Annotated in this window: 20 protein-coding genes and 1 pseudogene; 14 read left to right on the plus strand and 7 right to left on the minus strand. The window is 47.7% G+C overall.

The annotated features are described in order from the left end of the window. Positions 1-25: 25 nt before the first annotated feature. The 3 genes from ON063_RS02510 to ON063_RS02520 all read left to right on the plus strand — a co-directional run bounded on the left by ON063_RS02510 (position 26) and on the right by ON063_RS02520 (position 2,476). Positions 26-952, plus strand: coding sequence for a carbohydrate kinase family protein (locus ON063_RS02510; protein ID WP_074033083.1), 927 nt, complete (start codon positions 26-28; stop codon positions 950-952). A gap of 61 nt (positions 953-1,013) precedes the next feature. Continuing rightward, positions 1,014-1,457 carry an NUDIX domain-containing protein gene (locus ON063_RS02515; RefSeq protein ID WP_274664125.1) on the plus strand — a complete coding sequence of 148 codons (444 nt, stop codon included), beginning with the start codon at positions 1,014-1,016 and terminating at the stop codon, positions 1,455-1,457. 65 nt (positions 1,458-1,522) lie between these two features. Next, complete coding sequence (locus ON063_RS02520; protein WP_274664126.1) at positions 1,523-2,476, plus strand: YihY/virulence factor BrkB family protein; 954 nt, start codon at positions 1,523-1,525, stop codon at positions 2,474-2,476. A 38-nt stretch (positions 2,477-2,514) separates the two neighbouring features. On the opposite strand, the gene ON063_RS02525 is transcribed toward ON063_RS02520, so the two are convergent. Then, positions 2,515-3,048 (minus strand): beta-class carbonic anhydrase, encoded by a 534-nt coding sequence (locus ON063_RS02525; protein ID WP_074033130.1) that lies wholly within the window; start codon positions 3,046-3,048, stop codon positions 2,515-2,517. A gap of 37 nt (positions 3,049-3,085) precedes the next feature. Continuing rightward, the gene (locus tag ON063_RS02530) at positions 3,086-3,985 is read right to left on the minus strand and encodes a 1,4-dihydroxy-2-naphthoate polyprenyltransferase (protein WP_214696362.1); all 900 of its coding nucleotides are present in this window, start codon (positions 3,983-3,985) and stop codon (positions 3,086-3,088) included. 168 nt (positions 3,986-4,153) lie between these two features. On the opposite strand from ON063_RS02530, the gene ON063_RS02535 reads away from it, so the two are divergent. Genes ON063_RS02535 through ON063_RS02560 form a run of 6 tightly spaced genes read left to right on the plus strand, consistent with a single transcriptional unit; the run spans position 4,154 to position 11,152 of the window. Continuing rightward, positions 4,154-5,521 (plus strand): isochorismate synthase, encoded by a 1,368-nt coding sequence (locus ON063_RS02535; RefSeq protein ID WP_274664127.1) that lies wholly within the window; start codon positions 4,154-4,156, stop codon positions 5,519-5,521. A gap of 13 nt (positions 5,522-5,534) precedes the next feature. Further along, the gene (gene menD, locus ON063_RS02540) at positions 5,535-7,184 is read left to right on the plus strand and encodes a 2-succinyl-5-enolpyruvyl-6-hydroxy-3-cyclohexene-1-carboxylic-acid synthase (RefSeq protein WP_274664128.1); all 1,650 of its coding nucleotides are present in this window, start codon (positions 5,535-5,537) and stop codon (positions 7,182-7,184) included. Next, positions 7,181-7,960, plus strand: coding sequence for an alpha/beta fold hydrolase (locus ON063_RS02545; RefSeq protein ID WP_274664129.1), 780 nt, complete (start codon positions 7,181-7,183; stop codon positions 7,958-7,960). Before menD ends, ON063_RS02545 begins: the two co-directional genes overlap by 4 nt. Position 7,961: 1 nt before the next feature. Continuing rightward, entirely contained in the window at positions 7,962-8,786 is an 825-nt protein-coding gene (gene menB, locus ON063_RS02550) for a 1,4-dihydroxy-2-naphthoyl-CoA synthase (protein WP_214696369.1), read from the plus strand. Between the two features lie 51 nt (positions 8,787-8,837). Beyond that, positions 8,838-10,196: an o-succinylbenzoate--CoA ligase gene (menE, locus tag ON063_RS02555; protein ID WP_274664130.1), complete on the plus strand. Its 1,359-nt coding sequence runs from the start codon at positions 8,838-8,840 to the stop codon at positions 10,194-10,196. Then, positions 10,193-11,152: an enolase C-terminal domain-like protein gene (locus ON063_RS02560; RefSeq protein WP_274664131.1), complete on the plus strand. Its 960-nt coding sequence runs from the start codon at positions 10,193-10,195 to the stop codon at positions 11,150-11,152. The genes menE and ON063_RS02560 overlap by 4 nt, the downstream gene beginning before the upstream one ends. 110 nt (positions 11,153-11,262) lie before the next feature. Here the strand turns inward: ON063_RS02560 and map are convergent, their stop codons facing one another. From map to ON063_RS02585, 5 genes and pseudogenes are all read right to left on the minus strand, one after another. Then, positions 11,263-12,012, minus strand: coding sequence for a type I methionyl aminopeptidase (map, locus tag ON063_RS02565; protein ID WP_274664132.1), 750 nt, complete (start codon positions 12,010-12,012; stop codon positions 11,263-11,265). 14 nt (positions 12,013-12,026) lie between these two features. Further along, positions 12,027-13,211 carry an EAL-associated domain-containing protein gene (locus tag ON063_RS02570; RefSeq protein ID WP_224863258.1) on the minus strand — a complete coding sequence of 395 codons (1,185 nt, stop codon included), beginning with the start codon at positions 13,209-13,211 and terminating at the stop codon, positions 12,027-12,029. Positions 13,212-13,251: 40 nt separating this feature from the next. Next, positions 13,252-13,503, minus strand: coding sequence for a hypothetical protein (locus tag ON063_RS02575; RefSeq protein WP_214747211.1), 252 nt, complete (start codon positions 13,501-13,503; stop codon positions 13,252-13,254). Positions 13,504-13,603: 100 nt separating this feature from the next. After that, positions 13,604-15,116 (minus strand): annotated as a pseudogene (locus tag ON063_RS02580) (DEAD/DEAH box helicase). Between the two features lie 170 nt (positions 15,117-15,286). Next, the gene (locus ON063_RS02585; RefSeq protein ID WP_274664133.1) at positions 15,287-16,138 is read right to left on the minus strand and encodes a CvfB family protein; all 852 of its coding nucleotides are present in this window, start codon (positions 16,136-16,138) and stop codon (positions 15,287-15,289) included. 288 nt (positions 16,139-16,426) lie between these two features. On the opposite strand from ON063_RS02585, the gene ON063_RS02590 reads away from it, so the two are divergent. From ON063_RS02590 to ON063_RS02610, 5 genes are all read left to right on the plus strand, one after another. Further along, a complete protein-coding gene (locus tag ON063_RS02590; RefSeq protein WP_015880844.1) occupies positions 16,427-16,579 on the plus strand; it encodes a hypothetical protein in 153 nt (50 codons plus the stop codon). 129 nt (positions 16,580-16,708) lie between these two features. Beyond that, the gene (locus tag ON063_RS02595; RefSeq protein WP_074033069.1) at positions 16,709-16,951 is read left to right on the plus strand and encodes a hypothetical protein; all 243 of its coding nucleotides are present in this window, start codon (positions 16,709-16,711) and stop codon (positions 16,949-16,951) included. Positions 16,952-17,038: 87 nt separating this feature from the next. Beyond that, entirely contained in the window at positions 17,039-17,299 is a 261-nt protein-coding gene (locus tag ON063_RS02600; protein WP_026826759.1) for a hypothetical protein, read from the plus strand. Between the two features lie 78 nt (positions 17,300-17,377). Then, entirely contained in the window at positions 17,378-18,079 is a 702-nt protein-coding gene (locus ON063_RS02605) for a lysophospholipid acyltransferase family protein (RefSeq protein ID WP_214696387.1), read from the plus strand. Then, positions 18,076-18,317: ATP-binding cassette domain-containing protein (locus tag ON063_RS02610; protein WP_274664134.1), on the plus strand; the 242-nt coding region annotated here is incomplete at its 3' end. The genes ON063_RS02605 and ON063_RS02610, both read left to right, overlap by 4 nt.

An 18,317-nucleotide genomic window follows, 5' to 3' on the forward strand; every position in this document is an offset into this window, starting at 1 on the left:
AGATTGGCTAAAGGTGGTACATGATATGAATACGATTGCAGTCATCGGCAAAGTGTTTGTCGATATTAAAGGAACATCTTTCGCACCGCTTCATAAAGATGCGAAAAATGTCGGCGACATCACTTTCTCTAATGGCGGAACAGGTCGGAACGTTGCTCAAAACTTAGGTGTACTCGGTAATGACGTTCGCTTCGTCTCAACTGTCACGAACGACCAAATCGGGGTCGGCGTCCTCGAGGAGTTACGTGGTTTACAGGTCAATGTCGATGGTGTCGATATGCTCGACGATAACGGAATGGGAATGTGGCTCGCCGTCATGGATAACAATGGCGACCTCCAAACTTCGATTTCGAAACAACCTGACGAAGCACGGATGGAAGAAGCGATTTTACGTCGAATCGACACGGTCTTTAAAGAGAGCGATGCGGTCGCAATCGACTTAGACTTGTCTGTTAACGTCTTAAACGAAACGATTGAACTTTGCCGTGAGATGGACTTGCCACTATACGGTGTGTGTGGCCACCTTTCTGTCATTGAACGGAACCGCCATTTACTCCAAGGCTTCACTGGATTCATCTGTAGCCGCGAAGAAGCGGAAATCTTGTCCGATATGTCAATCGTCACGGTGGACGACGCACTACGCGTCGCCGAAGTACTCGCCATGAAAGGTGCACCCCTCACAATCGTTACGATGAGCGAGCTCGGTGCGGTTTATGTCGACCTTCGTACGAATGAACAAGGTCACGTCCCAACAACGAAAGTGAAAGTGGCCGACTCTACTGGGGCCGGTGACTCATTCTTCTCCGCTGTCATCTCAGAACTGATGAAACAGCATCCAATTGAAGATGCGCTTCGTCTCGGGATGCGTGTCGCAGGAAAAGTCATCGCGTCACACGAGAACGGATTGACGCAAGATATGTATGATTCATTAGAACAACCTACGCAAAAATGAGTTGAACGCATCGACGAATCGTCGATGCGTTTTGTGCAAAATTACAGGAATGAAAGGAACGATGTCAGTGGTTCGAACGAAATTAAGAAGTGCGATCATTCTCATGAATGACCAAGATGAAGTGGCTTTGATTCGCCGCGAAAAAGAGAACGTCTTGTATTACGTATTCCCTGGAGGCGGAGTGGAATACGGGCATACGACTGAAGAAACAGCCGTTCGTGAAGCGTTCGAAGAACTCGGCGTTCATGTCGAGTTAGAAGGGGTTGCCGCCTATGTTGCCTTTAATAACGAGTTAAACCCTTACTATTGGGCGAAGATGACGGGTGGCGAATTCGGTACTGGGACGGGTGAAGAGTTCCAGGAAGAACAGACAAACGGATCCTATACCCCGATGTGGATCAAACGATCGGCGTTACCCCATCTTCCGGTCCGTCCTCCATCGCTCGCTGAAAAGCTCGCCTCGCATGAGTCACGTTTTTACGATTTGACGTTATCTGAGGATTAATCATGTGTATCCTCGACCGAATTCGGGAAACATTTTTTTAATGACCGAGTCAGGAGGGTTTCATGATGGCAATGACAGAAGTAAAGGAAAAAAAGAATTGGTTCGGGTTTGGAAAAGAGTTATTCCGTCGTTTTAAAGAGCATGATGTACAAGATTACGGGGCCACGCTCGCATTTTTTTGGTTTTTATCGATTTTCCCCGGAATCATCTTCATTTTGGCACTCTTATCATTTTTTGATGTCTCACAAGATTCATTCCAAAATCAATTAAATGATTTGGCACCAGGATCCGCCGCTTCCGGATTTTTGACGAGTATTTTTGACGCAATCGGGGAGCCGCGGGGCGGTCTCTTATCGCTCGGTGCGATTTTGGCCATATGGTCTGCCGCAAAAGGGGTCGATCGCCTCATCACGACTTCCCTACACGCGTATGGCGAGGACAATGAACGGAATTTCTTTGTCAAAAAAGGATTAGCGCTTGGAATGACGATTTTACTCGGAATCGGGATGTTACTCCTCATTATCTCAAACGTGTTCGGGGCGCAAATCATTTCGTTCGTCACCGAATATTTACCCGTCAACATTACCGGGGCAGAAGAGATGATGATCAATGTGTTCCGCTACGTTTTAACGACGGTTGTCTTGATTTTGACGCTTTCGATTTTTTATAAAGTTTCACCGCAACAACATGTATTCTGGAAAAGTACGATTCCAGGAGCCATCTTCGGTGTCATCGGTTGGCAGCTTGTATCTTTCGGATTCAGTTTGTACGTCTCAAACTTCGGAAGTTACGACTCGACCTATGGATCGCTCGGTGGAATCATCGTCACGTTGCTTTGGTTACAATTGACGGGAATGATCATCCTCATCGGGTCTGAAATTAACGCGACGTGGATGCGTTTCTTTAAAACGCCAAGTGAACAAGAATATGAACGTGACTTCAAGAAGAACAAAAAGAAAGCGAAACAAAAACAAGAAGAGGATGACTATGAAGACATCCCAACAAATACGTACGGCTAATACAAAAGGAGCACGTTCGAGTTGAACGCGCTCCTTCCTTATGCCTCTACTGGGTCAAGACGTCCTGTCGCCGGGTCAATCACGAACCCGTGGACATTCGTGCCTGGTGGTAATAATGGATGATTGTTGATTAAGTTGATTGAATGAACGACGTTCTCTTCGACCGAATCAAATCCATGTAGCCATTGCTCCAAATCCATCCCTGACGATTTCAACGTCTTCAACGTCTGAGGATCGATTCCTCGTCGTTCCATCTCTTCAATCACAACAGACGGCTCGATTGCCGCCATCCCACAATCGTAATGACCGACCACGACAACTTCCTCCGCGCCTAGCGCATAAAGCGCGACTAAAATCGAACGCATGGCTGAACCAAATGGATGCGACAAGACAGCCCCCGCATTTTTGATGATTTTAGCGTCTCCGTTCTTAAGTCCTAGCGCTTGAGGTAACAGTTCCGTCAAACGTGTATCCATACACGTCAAAATCACGATTTTCTTATCCGGAAATTTATCAGATACGAACGGCTCGTACTGTTTTTCCTCTACGAAACGTTTGTTAAATTCAAGCATTTCTTTTACGACTGACACGTTAACGCCTCCCCTTTTCTCACATCACAAATCTTGAAACAATGAGTCCGACGACCATCCATGCCCCGAACAACGTATTCACCTTCGCCGTCATCGCCATCGCAGGCATCAATTCGGCCGGTTCAGCCTTTTGCCAAAACCGTTGAATCGCTCGAACCATGACCGGCACGGTGAATAGTGATAGCAAGACCCATGGTGTGACTCCATAATACACGACGGCGACGATGATGCCGACTAATGCGGCGATAAAGAATGCCGCGAGCACATATACGGCACGTCGATGACCGACTAGACACGCGATTGTTTTTCGCCCGTTCTCTTTATCGTTATCTAAGTCTCGAATATTGTTCGCAAGTAAGATCGCCCCAATCAACAAGGCCATCGGGAACGACACGAGCAACAATTCCGTCGTCACCGTATTGATTTGAATATAGCCAGCGATTCCAATGATGACATATCCCATGAAGAGACCGGCAACAATCTCACCAAACGGCGTATACGCAATCGGTAACGGGCCTCCCGTGTACAAGTATCCAACAAGCATGGATAACGCACCGACCCAAAGCAGGTGCCAACTCGTTGACGCTGCGATATAAAGTCCGAGTATCGCCGAGACAGCATACATGCCAAGGGCGATTGACAGGATTTGATTTGGCGTAAACCCGTCGCGCACAATGGACCCACCAATCCCGATCGATCCTTCATGGTCTAACCCTCGCTTATAGTCATAATACTCGTTAAATAAGTTCGTTGCGATTTGAATGAGGACTGACGCGACTAACATCGCAAGAAAGAGTCCCCACTTCAGTTCGGTTTGATCGAGGACGATGAACGTCCCGAGCAAGACCGGAATAAAACTTGCTGTCAGGGTATGTGGGCGAATCATTCGCCAATATGCCCCTTTTGATTTCTGTTTCATCTCGTTCCCTCCCTTCGTTAGTTTACGTCTCGATGAAAAAATCTGTCAACGTCAGCCATCTCTCTCATGTTCCTTACAATTTCTCGAGCATTTCATAGGCAAGTGGATTGCGAACTCATGATACACTAAAGAGTGAGAATTCTATCGGATTGAGGAGGCTTTTCTTTCATGCCAGATACTCAAACACATATAAAACAACGAATCGAGCAAGCTCACAAACGGGCGCGAGCTTGGCAACGTCCTGTCCTCGCATCCTACACGTGGGAAATTTCGGCGTTCGATGCGTTTCAAATCATTCAAAACACGGATACGTCCCATTATTACTTCATGACACCGGACCGTACGCTTGAAATGCTCGGTTGCGGAGATGCGCTCGTCTTGAGTGCCTCAGGCCCCGAACGATTTCAGCGACTCCAGTACGATTGGAGTCTCCATCGGCGAGATGTCGACGCAACCGTCCATGCGTTTGCCGGCTTTTCATTTGATACGTTCATGCGTCCAAAAAAGAGTATGTGGGATGCCTTTGGGGAGGCATCACTCGTCGTTCCAAAATTTTTATACCGTCGTTATAAAGACCGACACACATTGACAGTCGCGACCCTTGTCTCTTCGAAACAATCGGTCGAGCAGTATTTAATTCAATTAGCCGATCAATTGGCGCAATTCAGCTCACTTCGTCCGGCCGAAGAGTCAACACCGTCCTATTCGAAAGTAAAAGACGGTGTGGAACATTACAAATCAAGTTTTCAGCAAGCCAAGCAGTTGATTGAGGAAGAGCGAGTCGAAAAAATCGTCATCGCGCGAGAAGAAATTTATCAACGTTCTGACGACGCCTTTCCTTTCGCCAAGAGTTTAAAGCATTTGGCGGACCATCAAGAGTCGAGCTATATCTACTTATATCAACCAAAACGTGACATCGGCTTCTTCGGGGCGACACCTGAACGATTGATTCAAAAAGAAGGGATGCGACTGAATACAGCTGCCATCGCCGGAACAATCAAGCGACCTCAGACTGAAATCGAAAGCGACCTCGCGAAGGAACAACTGTTACATGATGCGAAAAATCGTGAAGAACATCAAATCGTCGTAAAAGATATTAAGCAAGCTTTGACACCTTATACCGCGCCGATTCACACGAGCGAGACACCGCAAATTCTTGCGAATCGGTCGGTGTTTCATCTGCATACTCCAATCCAGGCGACACTTGAAACAAACGCTTCCTTGTTGTCGTTAGCGGAAGCACTCCATCCAACTCCAGCCCTCGGAGGATCACCGAAGCGGACATCGGTCCGATTGCTTCGTGAAATCGAGCGGTTCGACCGTGGATGGTACGGTTCTCCATTTGGCTGGGTCGATAACGAAGGGGATGGCGAGTTCGTCGTCGCCATCCGCTCGGCACTCGTCCAGCATCAGTTCGTCGCACTTTACGCAGGAGGCGGGATTGTCAAAGACTCTGTACTCGAGCAAGAGCTTGAAGAAACCGAAATGAAAATGAGTCCAATCAAACAAGCTTTGCAGTTTGATTCGCACGATTAAGGAGGCACCCTACATGAATAAGATGTTGACCGACTGGGTAGCATCCATGGTGAATCGACTTGTTGAATCTGGCGTGACCGACGTGGTCATCAGTCCGGGTTCTCGTTCGACCCCACTCGCGATAGCGGCTTATTTACACCCGCAAATCCGCCATCACATCATCGTCGATGAGCGCTCCGCTGCATTTTACGCTCTCGGATTGACTCGATCGACGGAGATGATTCGCCCTGTCGCACTCATTTGCACGAGCGGTACGGCTGCGACAAATTACTTCTCGGCGGTGACGGAGGCATTCATTTCGCAATTGCCGCTCATCGTCTTGACGACCGATCGACCACATGAACTTCGGAACGTCGGGGCACCACAAGCAATCAATCAAGTCCGATTATACGGTGAACAAGTAAAGACGAGTCTCGACTTACCTGTACCTGAAGAAGCCACGCTGTCGTTCATGCAGCAGACAGTCACCCGATTCACGAATCTTGCCATGCAGGCACCGATGGGACCCGTTCACTTGAATGTCCCGTTCCGAGAACCGTTACTCCCAGACCTTGAACAGTTGAAGCTGACGCTGAAAGGTGAACCTGCTATACCGGAAAGACAGAGCGTTCGCCCGTCAAATACCGACCGGAAAATCTTTTTGGAACGTACGAGTCAAAAGCAACTCGCATTCGTTGTCGGCCCTTACACACCGATGTCATGGCAAAAAGCCATTTACAAATCAGCGACCGAGCATCATATCCCAATCTTTGCGGATCCACTCAGCGGCATGCGTCGTTTCGACGGTGTCTTGACGAACTACGACACGTGGCTCGCAAGTGAACATAAAGCCGACTGGTTACCGGATGTGTTCATCCGATTCGGTGCCGCACCCGTTTCAAAACGACTCAATCAGTGGATGACTGCGACGGAGCTAGTTGTGATTGAAGAGCCGGGCTCTTATCGTGACCCAAGTAGCCGTGCGACCATCTGTTACGGAGACGCACTCGACTTTTTACCACTCATTGAATCAATAAATGATTCACGTTACGTCGAACGACTACGTTTCTTCGAGAATGTCACGGAAACGGCGAAGCCTTCACTCCAGGGAGAAGCCGAATTGACGAAACGGTTGCTCGATACGTCAATCGAACGTCTCTTCGTCAGTAACAGTATGCCGATTCGTGATGTCGATACGACATTATCCGCCGGAAAGAGCGTGCAAGTTCTTGCAAACCGAGGCGCCAACGGGATTGACGGTGTTCTTTCGAGCGCACTCGGTAGCTGCTATGACACGTCTCATGCCGCTCTACTGATTGGTGATTTGGCATTCTATCATGATAGCAATGCCCTACAACTGTTAAAACATCATCCTGGGAAGTTTTCAGTCGTGATTTCGAATAATAATGGTGGAGGGATTTTCTCCTTTTTACCGCAAGCTTCCGTCGATACCCAACTTTTCGAAGATTTGTTTGGGACACCGCTTAATTTGAACATTCGTGGGTTTGCCGAGACTTACGGGTTGTCCTATCGTCTAATTGAGCAACCACAGGAGATTCAAGAAGCGATTGAAGACGGCATTCATTTGATTGAGTTCCCATCGGATCGTGAGCAGAATGTAACAACTCACCGAGGATGGACGCAGTCTGTCTGCGCTCGTCTCATCACGGAGAACGAGGCATGATCGTCGAGTTGCGAGGTGTCGACTATGAAGTACGCATTCGGGGAGAAGGAAAACCAGTATTATTTTTACACGGGTTCACGGGAAATGCTCAATGGGTCGATTCATTCCCTGGCTTACCGGTTCGACGCGTGTCACCTTCATTATTGCAACATGGCGCAACGGAACGCCCTCCCGTCACTCGTTCGACGATGAGTCAACAAGTGAAGGATCTTTCACGCCTACTCGATTTAGACGATCGTCCTTGGACAGTCGTCGGTTATTCACTCGGCGGTCGAATCGGATTGACACTCGCCGCGTGCGACAAACGCGTCGAACATGTCATCGGGGTCAGCACGACACCCGGTCTCCGATCTTCTAAAGAACGGACAGCTCGTCGACGTCAAGACGAAGAACTTGCCCGATTCATCGAAACCGAAGGACTCTCCGCATTCGTCAAGCGATGGGAGAACCTTCCGCTTTGGCGACAAACTGAAGAGATGAAACAATCACTTAGGAAGGACCGACTCGCACAACATCCGACTGCTCTTGCGAACAGTTTGCGCGCCATCGGTACAGGTCATATGCCTTCGCTCTGGGGGGCATTGCACCGCCTTCCCCACGTCGATTTGATTGTCGGGGCAGAAGATTCTAAGTTCAAAGCGATTGCACGAGACATGCAGAAAGAACGGTCTGATATTAAAATCTATGAAATTTCAGATGCGGGGCATGCTCCTCATATCGAGAATGCACCAGAGTTTGGTACAATAATAAAGAAATTGATTTTAGGGGGTATTTAAAATGGAATCAGTAGCGAACTGGACATCGGTCCGTACGTATGAAGACATTAAATATGAAACATGGAATGGGATTGCTAAAATCACCATCAACCGTCCAGAGGTACGCAACGCGTTCCGTCCGTTGACGGTCAATGAATTGATTGATGCATTCGCACGCGCACGCGACGATAAAGAAGTCGGCGTCATCATCTTGACGGGTGAAGGCGAAAAGGCATTCTGTTCAGGTGGAGACCAAAAAGTTCGTGGGCATGGCGGATACGTCGGGGAAGATGAAATCCCACGCTTGAACGTCCTCGACCTCCAACGCCTCATTCGCGTCATTCCAAAACCGGTCATTGCCATGGTCGCAGGTTTCGCAATCGGTGGAGGACATGTCCTTCACGTCGTATGTGACTTAACGATTGCAGCAGACAACGCTCGCTTCGGACAAACAGGTCCTAAAGTTGGTTCGTTCGATGCAGGATATGGTTCTGGTTACTTAGCACGCATTATCGGTCATAAGAAAGCTCGTGAAATCTGGTACCTTTGCCGCCAGTACGATGCACAAGAAGCACTCGAAATGGGACTCGTTAACACAGTCGTCCCTCTCGATCAACTCGAAGCAGAAACAGTCAAGTGGTGCCAAGAAATCTTACAACACTCACCAACTGCACTTCGCTTCTTAAAAGCAGCAATGAACGCGGACACAGACGGTCTTGCCGGACTTCAGCAACTCGCTGGAGACGCAACGCTTCTCTACTACACAACCGATGAAGCGAAAGAAGGACGCGATGCGTTCAAAGAAAAACGTGACCCTGACTTCGGTCAATTCCCACGTTTCCCTTAATTTTGTTGAGAGAGTAGCGATTCCGCTACTCTTTTTTTGGAGGTTACAGACATGTATGAATGGATTGATCAACATCCGGCATCACAGATTGCACTCGTGACACGTGAAGAGAGACTGACGTGGGAAGCGTTACGTACCGAGAGCCTGCAACTTGCCCAATACATCCATGAACAGGCACCCACTGCCGAAAAGATTGGCATATTCGCTAAAAACAGCAAAGACTATATCATCGCCATCCATGCGGTGCACCTGCTTGGCAAAGTACTCGTTCCAATCAATACACGGTTGACCGAAGAGGAAGTGCGCACTCAGTTAAACACAGCAAGAGTCGATTTGCTTCTCGTCGAAGATGAGATTGATTTGCAAGTCACACAACTTTTCGTGACATGTCGGGCGCGTTCATGTTTCACGGTGACACATGAGTGGAAAGAAAATGACACCATGTCTCTCATGTTCACGTCCGGTACGACGGGGCGGGCCAAGGCTGTACAACAGACGTATGGCAATCATCTCGCAAGCGCACGTGCTGCCGAAGCGCATCTAAACTATCGTCCATCTGACCGCATGCTTACGGTGACGCCACTTTTTCATATGAGCGGGCTCTCTCAAGTGTATCGGAGTGCAATCATCGGTTCGACGCTATATGTCGAACCCCGTTTTGATGTCGACCGAACCCTTCATTTAATTGAAACTGAAGGCATTACCCAGTTGTCACTCGTCTCCATCATGCTACAGCGACTACTAGATGCCGGTTTAGAAAAACACCGCCTTCGGACGTTGCTCGTCGGAGGTGGACCGGTCCCTCGCCCGTTACTAGAAGAAGCAGAGCGACGACAGTTACCGGTCGCTCAAACATATGGGATGACCGAAACGTGTTCTCAAGTCGCCACGCTACTTCCAAGCGAAGCGCTCTCACATATCGGTTCGAGCGGGAGAGCCATCGCACCGACCGTGATCCGAATCAGTCAGGACGGGGAGATTGAGGTAAAAGGACCAACTGTGACGAGTGGGTACTTCGAACAACCTGAATCAGATGCTTGGACACCAGACGGTTACTGGAAAACAGGTGATCTCGGAACGATGAAAGACGGGTATTTATATGTACACGATCGCCGAAGCGACCTCATTATTTCTGGTGGCGAAAACGTGTATCCTGCTGAAATCGAGGCTGCGATGTTACGATGTGCCGGTGTCCGAGACGTTGGGGTTACGAAACAAGCACACCCGACCTGGGGAGAAGTCCCGCTCGCCTTCGTCGTCGGATCATATGACCCGACGGAGATGCAGAAAATCCTCGATTCCCAGTTAGCCAAGTATAAACATCCGCTTGCGATTCATCACGTAGAGGACCTACCCCGAAACGCGAACGGAAAATTAATGCGTCATCGCTTAAAGGAGCTACTGCCATGATCAAACGTGCTGACCTTTCAATCGTCCCTTTGACATTTAAACACCCCATCGTAACGGCGCACGCCGTTTTGTCGGTGAGACGAACACTCATCCTTCGACTTGAAACTGTAGATGGTGTCGTCGGATATGGCGAAGGTGTCGCCTTTGAGACACCTTGGTACACGGAAGAAACGACTCAGTCCATGATTGATACATCAAAATTGATTCTTCATCTATTAAAGGGCATGACGGTCACGACGGACGTGTTTCCGACCCTCGTCTCATCGGTTATCGGTCAACGAATGGCGAAAGCGATGTGGGAAAGTGCATTATGGGAGATTGAAGCTGCACGCGCGAACATGTCACTTAAGTCGTATATGAAGGCCAGGGATACCGTCTCCTGCGGTAGAACGATCGGGATTGGGCTACCCCATCAGACGATGAACTCGATTGAAGCAGCGCTATCCGATGGTTTCGAGCGAATCAAATTAAAAGCCTCCCCTAATGAATTACTCCCGGCACTACGCGAAATCCGAGCTGTCTTTCCAGATGCGCCACTCATGATTGACTTAAACGGAAGCGCGTCCGATCAACCGATAGAATGGTTCGAACAAATCGACGCCCATCAGTTATTGATGATTGAACAACCGTATCCGAGCCGCCAGTTCGCCAAATCGGCGACTCTTCAACAAAAACTCAAAACACCGATTTGCCTCGATGAGTCGATTACGTCTTACGACGATGTGGAGACGATGACGCAACTCGGCGCGGGTAAAATCGTCAATATTAAGCCTGCACGTGTCGGTGGTTTCAGCGAGGCGTCACTGGGATGTATGAATCCGGAATCGGAAGGTATCACACGCTTTTATTCGCTTCGCTCAGCGGCGCGAGCTTTCCGGCGGATATGTCGGGAACGAGCGCTTACTTCGAACAAGATTTGCTCGATACACCGCTCGAGGTCGAGAATGGGAAGTTGACGCTTCCGGATTCGGTACAACCCAACTGGGATGTGATTGAACAGCTACGCGAAGAAGTGATTTTCTTACAAACATAAAGAAGGTGCGGTTCACGAGAACCACACCTTCTTTTAACGGAATGACCCCGTTAACACTTCATATCCATCTTCTGTGACGATGACCGTATGCTCGAACTGTGAGACGAGGCTCTTGTTCGGTGTGAAGAGTGTCCATCCGTCTTCTTCCGACTGATAGACGATTTCGTCTTTCGTCGAGATGAATGTTTCGACCGCAATCACTTGCCCAGCTTTTAAGAGCTGATTCTCTTCGCGGCTGTAGTAGTTTGAAATCGTCTCCGGCTCTCCGTGCAACGTCCGACCGAGTCCGTGTCCGGCCAAGTTACGAATGACCGTGAATCCATTCTTTCTCGCGTCCGAATAAATGGCTTTCCCGATCTGGTTGACTTTCACGCCCGCTTTGACTTTGCTAAGACCCGCTTCGAGCGACGTCAACGACACTTCGACCAATCGTTCATGTTGAGGTGATTTTGCTGCGCCTGCAATGACCGTACGACCCGTGTCCGCATAATAGCCATCCTTCACAGCCGAGACGTCAACGTTGACGATATCGCCTTCTTGAATGACTTCCTCTCCAGGAATCCCGTGGGCGGCGACGTCATTGAGTGAGATACATGTGTATCCTGGGAACTCATACATCGTAATCGGTGCAGAAGCCGCACCCTCTTCTTCTAAAATACGTTGCCCAATCGCATCCAATTCTTTTGTCGTCATGCCCGGTTTGACGGCTTTCGCCATCTCATCTCGTGCAAGTGCGACGATTCGACCGATTTCGCGTAACGCATCGTAATCATAATCTAACATCATAACTCTTCCTTTCAGTCTAATAATCGATTCTGGTACAGATATTCTTCGGATATGTCGGCGAACAAGAACATGCCGTCGGGTAACGGATAACTGAACGTACGCGTCACTTCGTTTGAACTGAAATCACGATAGTCTCCTGATAAATAGCCACGTCCTCGAACGTCCATGGCCGCCATCGTTTGAATGAAATATGGACGGAAACTCCAGTTGTAACCCCGATACGTATTATCGACACGCCATTCTCCGTTCACACAGTAGACGTTTGCACTCGTCTGAAACCCTGTCTTATCCGTCAAATAGTAACGGACAAACACTTCCTCGAGCTTCGGCGCGATGTATTGAATCCATTCGTCCTTCTTGTCCTTCGACCACTTCCCGGACTGAACGAGTTCTCCGATTCGACGATGTAACTCAAACTCAAGTTCGTATAAACGATTCAATCGCTTCTGGTCATGCAAAAAGAAAGAAGGTACTTCTTGCGCCAAGACACCCATTCCTTTGATTTCTCGTTGTGGAAGCTCGTCTTCTAGACCAAGCAAACCACCCATATAATAGCGACCGCCGTGTTGCCAAGCATAACGAAGCTGTCCGATATGGTTGATCGATTTGTACAGAAGCGGTGCACCGAGCTTCGAAGCGATATATTCCATCGTTTGAAGCATGTTCGGATAGGTGACCGACAACGTCTTTTTCTCCACCATCGTACCAAGATCGACAAGCAACAATTCTGGCGCGAGTGTCATAATGTCCTCGATACTCGTCGACTCTGCGAAGTCTAGGGCAATTTTCAGTCCATATGAACGGTAGTATTGAATGACACGCGATAGGCGAGGAACATCAACCAAATCCGTCCCTTGAAGCGTCACATAAATGCGATGTAACGGGAAGTTCAATTCGCGAAGCGGAGCTAAAAAAGCTTCTCCCCCTTCTTCAAGAATCCATTCCGACCGACATCTGAATGTGACAAATGGCTTGGCGTCTCGAAGTTGTGCTGCTGCCAGTTGCTCCATCCGTTGGGCGATGTCTAATTGATACTCGAGCGGAACGTCATCATCATAAAAAAATGGCGTCAACGATTCTCCTCGGAATCGCCCATGTACCATATAGCCTTCCACTTGAAACGTCGCCGCTCCAAGGATTGGTTCATACGTCACCATCACTTCTTCGGGATGGACCATCACTTCTACCGCATCCATAACTCATCACCTCTTCGTTAAATGCGAAAACGAGCTACAATCAGCTCGTTCGCGTGTGTACATACATATAGGCACCGAAACAAGCAATAAAATAGGCGATACTCATTACGCCATATGCAATGCCCATCTTTCCGCCTACTCCAATGGCTAACACTAAAAAAATCATCGCTCCAAATAACAATGTCGCCACGGGGATATAACGAAAGTTAGGACGGTCTGTCTTTGACACGATTGGTTTGAGTGCGAGCACACAACCAAGTAGCACAAGGAGACCGAAACTTAATTCCACCATCCGTTGACACCTCATCCTTCTATCTCTACTCAACTAGTGTAGCACGACACAATAAAAAAAGCCGCAAATCCACTTAAGGAAATGCGGCATTTCACAATGATTAGTCACGCGGACGGCGTGGGCCACGGTCATCCGAGCGACGACGATCGTCACCACGGTATGATCCTTTACGGTCTCCGCTACGTCCATCACGACGTTCGCCACCGCGTCCACCACGACGATCCACCGCCACGACGGTCGTTACGACCACGGTATCCACCGCGATCGCCACCACGGCCACCTTGACGTTTGACACGAACTGGTTCAGCGTACGAGATTTCAACTGGTGTTGAATCTGGCTCTTTCGTCAATCCACGAAGGGCTGCAGCGAGAATTTCAACTGCTTCATACTCTTCAAGAAGTTCAGTCGCAAGTTGCGTGTACGCTTTGAAGTCGCCCGCTTGAACGCGTTCGATCAACTCTTCAGCTGCTTGCTTTTGATTTCCTTCAAGTACTTCCGCGATTGTCGGTACGTGACGACGGTTCATGCGTTTGTTCGTTACACGTTCGATTGCTTTTACTTGTCCAAACTCACGTGGTGTGATGAATGTGAGGGCAGTACCTGTTTTACCAGCGCGACCTGTACGACCGATACGGTGTACATAGCTCTCTGGGTCTTGTGGTACATCGAAGTTGTAAACGTGCGTGACACCTGAAATATCAAGTCCACGTGCAGCAACGTCAGTCGCTACTAAGATATCGATTGTTCCGTTTTTGAAACGACGAATCACTTGGTCACGTTTTGATTGCGTCAAGTCTCCGTGAAGACCATCTGCTGTATATCCGCGCTTGATAAGTGCTTCTGTCACTTCGTCAACGCGTTTCTTCGTACGAGCGAAGATGATGCTGAGTTCTGGTGAGTCGATGTCGATCAAACGGCAAAGCGTATCGAATTTTTGACCTTCACGCAATTCGATGAACTGTTGGTTGATGTTCTCAACTGTCATTTCTTTCGCTTTGACTTTGATGATTGTCGGCGACTTCATGAAACGCTCTGCAATCTTTTTGATTTGTGGTGGCATCGTCGCTGAGAAAAGAAGCGTTTGGCGCTCTTCAGGAAGACCTGCCAAAATCGTTTCGATATCTTCAACGAAGCCCATGTTAAGCATTTCGTCTGCTTCATCCAAGATGACAGTTTGAATGTCATCGAGTTTGATTGTCTTACGCTTCATGTGGTCCATGAGACGTCCTGGTGTCGCAACGACGATTTGCGGGTTCTTTTTCAAACCACGGATTTGGCGGTCGATTTGCTGACCACCGTAAACGGGAAGTGCGTATACGCGCTTTGTTTCTCCGATTTTGTTTAATTCTTCTGCAACTTGAATCGCAAGTTCACGTGTCGGTGCAAGAACGAGTGCTTGGACTTGACGTGCCTTTGAATCGATTCGCTCAATTGTCGGAATACCGAAAGCTGCTGTTTTCCCTGTACCTGTTTGTGCTTGTCCTAATACGTCCACTCCTGTGAGTGCGACAGGAATTGTCTCAGCTTGGATCGGTGTAGCTTCCTCGAAGCCCATTTTGTGTACACCTTTTACTAACGCTTCACTTAATTGTAAATCTTGGAATTTTGTCAAATTATATTCTCCTTTGTTCATACAAAAAACGTCTGAGTTCAGTTTGACAGATCTACAGACGTTTTCTCAATGTTTCCTCATAGTCAACTTTATTAACTATAACGTATTTATTCCTAAAATGAAAGAAATACATTTTCAAACTTTTTCATGTCATCCGAACATGAGTTATCTTATTTCAATTTGTAGCCGTTGTCGAGCTTTTCAACTTGCTTTTCTTTTAATAGTTTTCCGAGCGCCCGTTTAAACGCGGCTTTGCTCATCCCGAACTCACGGTCAATGACGTCAGGGGCTGTCTTGTCGCCGTAAGGCATTTGACCACCACGTTCCTCGATATAAGAGAGGACGCTCGCCGCATCGCCGTCAATCGCCTCATAGGCACGTGGTTTCATAGAAACGAGAACCGTTCCATCTTGTTTCACTTGGGTCACTCGAACCGTCAATTGTTCACCGAGACGTGGCCAACGTGTCATTTCTGCTTCATGTAAGAAACCGAGTGATTCTCCTTCGACCCATACGTTGACGCCAACTTCACGTTTATTGACGACAGTCGCTTGAACATCTTGGTTGTTCCATTCTTCTTTCGATGGACGTGCCAACAAGTTCAAGTATGCGTAAGGTGCCGGATCCCCAAGCAAACGTCCTTTTTGGTCATATTTCAAACGAATACACAATTGGTCTCCCGCTTGCGGCCAATATGACCGGTTCTCTGGTAAGTCGTCCATCGAGACGAGAACATCTTTTTGAATCCCGATATCGACGAAGACACCTGTGTTATATCGAACGCCAGTCACTTCACACCATTCATACTCATCGAAAGAGACCGTCGGAATCGTCATCGTTGATGCGAGACGCCCTTCTGAGTCATGATATAAAAAGACACGAACCGTTTGACCGACCGTCACTTCTTCCGTCTGTTCTTTTCGATGAAGGAGTACCTCTTCGCGACCGTTACTAATGAATACTCCAAAATCAGCAGAACGTTCCGCGACCAAGTCTACTACTTCTCCTGCGCGCAATGCCATTACACCCACATCCTTTTCTAATCTATTACTGTCAGTATACCTATCTACACACGTTCCTAATCATATCATGTTCACTTTCAACATTTTGAATAAATGTGACGAATTTGTGAACGTAAAGTGAAAAGGGAAACCCGTCACAAGAAATGGAAGGAAGATGATTTATTAAAATTTTGTGACAATTTTGTGAACGTCTTTTTTTCTTCTAGTATCCTATTTTTGAAAACGTTATTATATAGGAAGTGTCCGGTATAGATAAGGTTTCATTTAGGATTGATCGGGGGATAATAAATGTTTGATATACAGTCTCGTTCGTTTGCAAAACGTTTTACAAAAGGGCTACTCGTCGCCTTTTTCGCATTACTCGCATCACTCAGCTTCATTTTTTCAAACGGTGTGGATACAAACGTATCGTCATCATCGACTTATATGACTCAAGAGTAAACGTCTTCCGTGCTACTGGAGGCGTTTTTTCTTTGCCAAACGCAAACAGGAATTTCCTACAAAAGGTCGAATACGATTAAAAGACCTTGCCTTTTTCTTTACTACCACATAAGAAAAGGAGACTCCGCTATGATTTTCTATTTTCTTACGACCATCTTATCGACTGCAGGCCTCGCTTTCTTGTTCCAGTCCGAACTGTATAAAGATCCGATTGGGACTTTTCTATTTGCTGTTTTAATTGCGATGGGACTGTCTTCCTTCAAACAACTCTTTATGCAAGCGAGCGAGTTCTTTGTGGAACGGCGGAACCAGAAACGAATCAAACGCGTCGTGGCCAGAATGCATTCGACGACACGGAAACGCTCTACATAACGCTCGTCTTCCCTCTCCACATTTGGTATTCTATGAAGGAACAGACAACGTACATTGGATTAATAATCGCAGGAGGCACACAATCGTATGAATGAAATTCCGTTATCGAATGAATGGCTACTTCGTTATTCACCCGTCATGGAGCTTTGGTTAAAGGAAGATGGAATCTTACTTGTCGATGACGACAATCGCATCCGCCTCACCCTTGAAATCGGGAACGACCAAGCCATGCAAATTAAAAGTATTGAACAAGACGGCGCTTATTTCGTCGTCGATCCTGTGAATAAACGCATTACGTTCGAGCTTGAGGAAGAGGAAGAAGAGAGCGATTCTCGCTTTTGGGAATAAGGATTCATGCCGAAGGGTCGGATTCTCGTCAAGAGAAGAAGACTCTTTCTTGTTGTCATTATGAGAGGAGAAAATAAAATGATTCGAACAGCTGTATGGTTTTTCTCATTTTTTGCGGTGTTACCGATCACCGTCCCATTTTTACAGAAGGCGAAAAAAATCGATCCACCAAAGCGTTATCGCTATGTACAAGACATCGCGTATAAATGGGCACAATTCTTGTTGAAAATTGCCGGTGCCGACATTCGGGTCCATGGACAGGATCACATTCCGGATGAACCGGTCGTCTACGTATCAAACCACCAAGGAAACTTTGACGTTCCCATCATGTTGACGGCCACGAAACGACCAAAGGCATTCATTTCGAAAATTGAGGTACAGAAATTCCCGATTATCCCGCGTTGGATGGAATTGATGGGCTGTATTTTTATCGATCGAAGCGATCGTCGTCAATCAATTAAAGCGATTCGCTCAGGCGTCGAGACAATCCAATCCGGTCAGTCAATGATCGTATTCCCAGAAGGAACACGCTCAAAAGGCGGTCCTATGAAAGAATTTAAAGCTGGGAGTTTGACACTCGCGACGTCAAGCGGTGCGAAGATTGTTCCGGTTGCCATTCAAGGGAGCTACAAACTGTTAGAAGCTAAAAATCGAATCACTCCGGCAACGGTCGACGTCACTTTCTTACCCGCGATCGATCCGGCTGACTTACCGAATAAGGAAATCGCTGCAACGGTCGAAGCAGCCATTCGTCAACAGATTGAAGGAGAGAACGCATGAGTTTATTAATGATTGAGGGCATTCATAAAGAGTTTGCCGACAAAGTCTTATTTGACGATGTGACAATGACGATTCATCCAGGAGACCGTATCGGGATCATCGGAGTGAACGGTTCTGGAAAGTCGACATTCATGAAAATCATCGCTGGTGCCGAGACGGCAGACAAGGGAACGATGCAACATCCGAACGATTATCGCATCCGCTATCTGACTCAGACGGTCCAGTTCGATGAAGGTCA

The sequence above is a fragment of the Exiguobacterium sp. B2(2022) genome, assembly GCF_028823655.1.
Taxonomy (GTDB): Bacteria; Bacillota; Bacilli; order Exiguobacteriales; family Exiguobacteriaceae; genus Exiguobacterium; species Exiguobacterium aestuarii_A.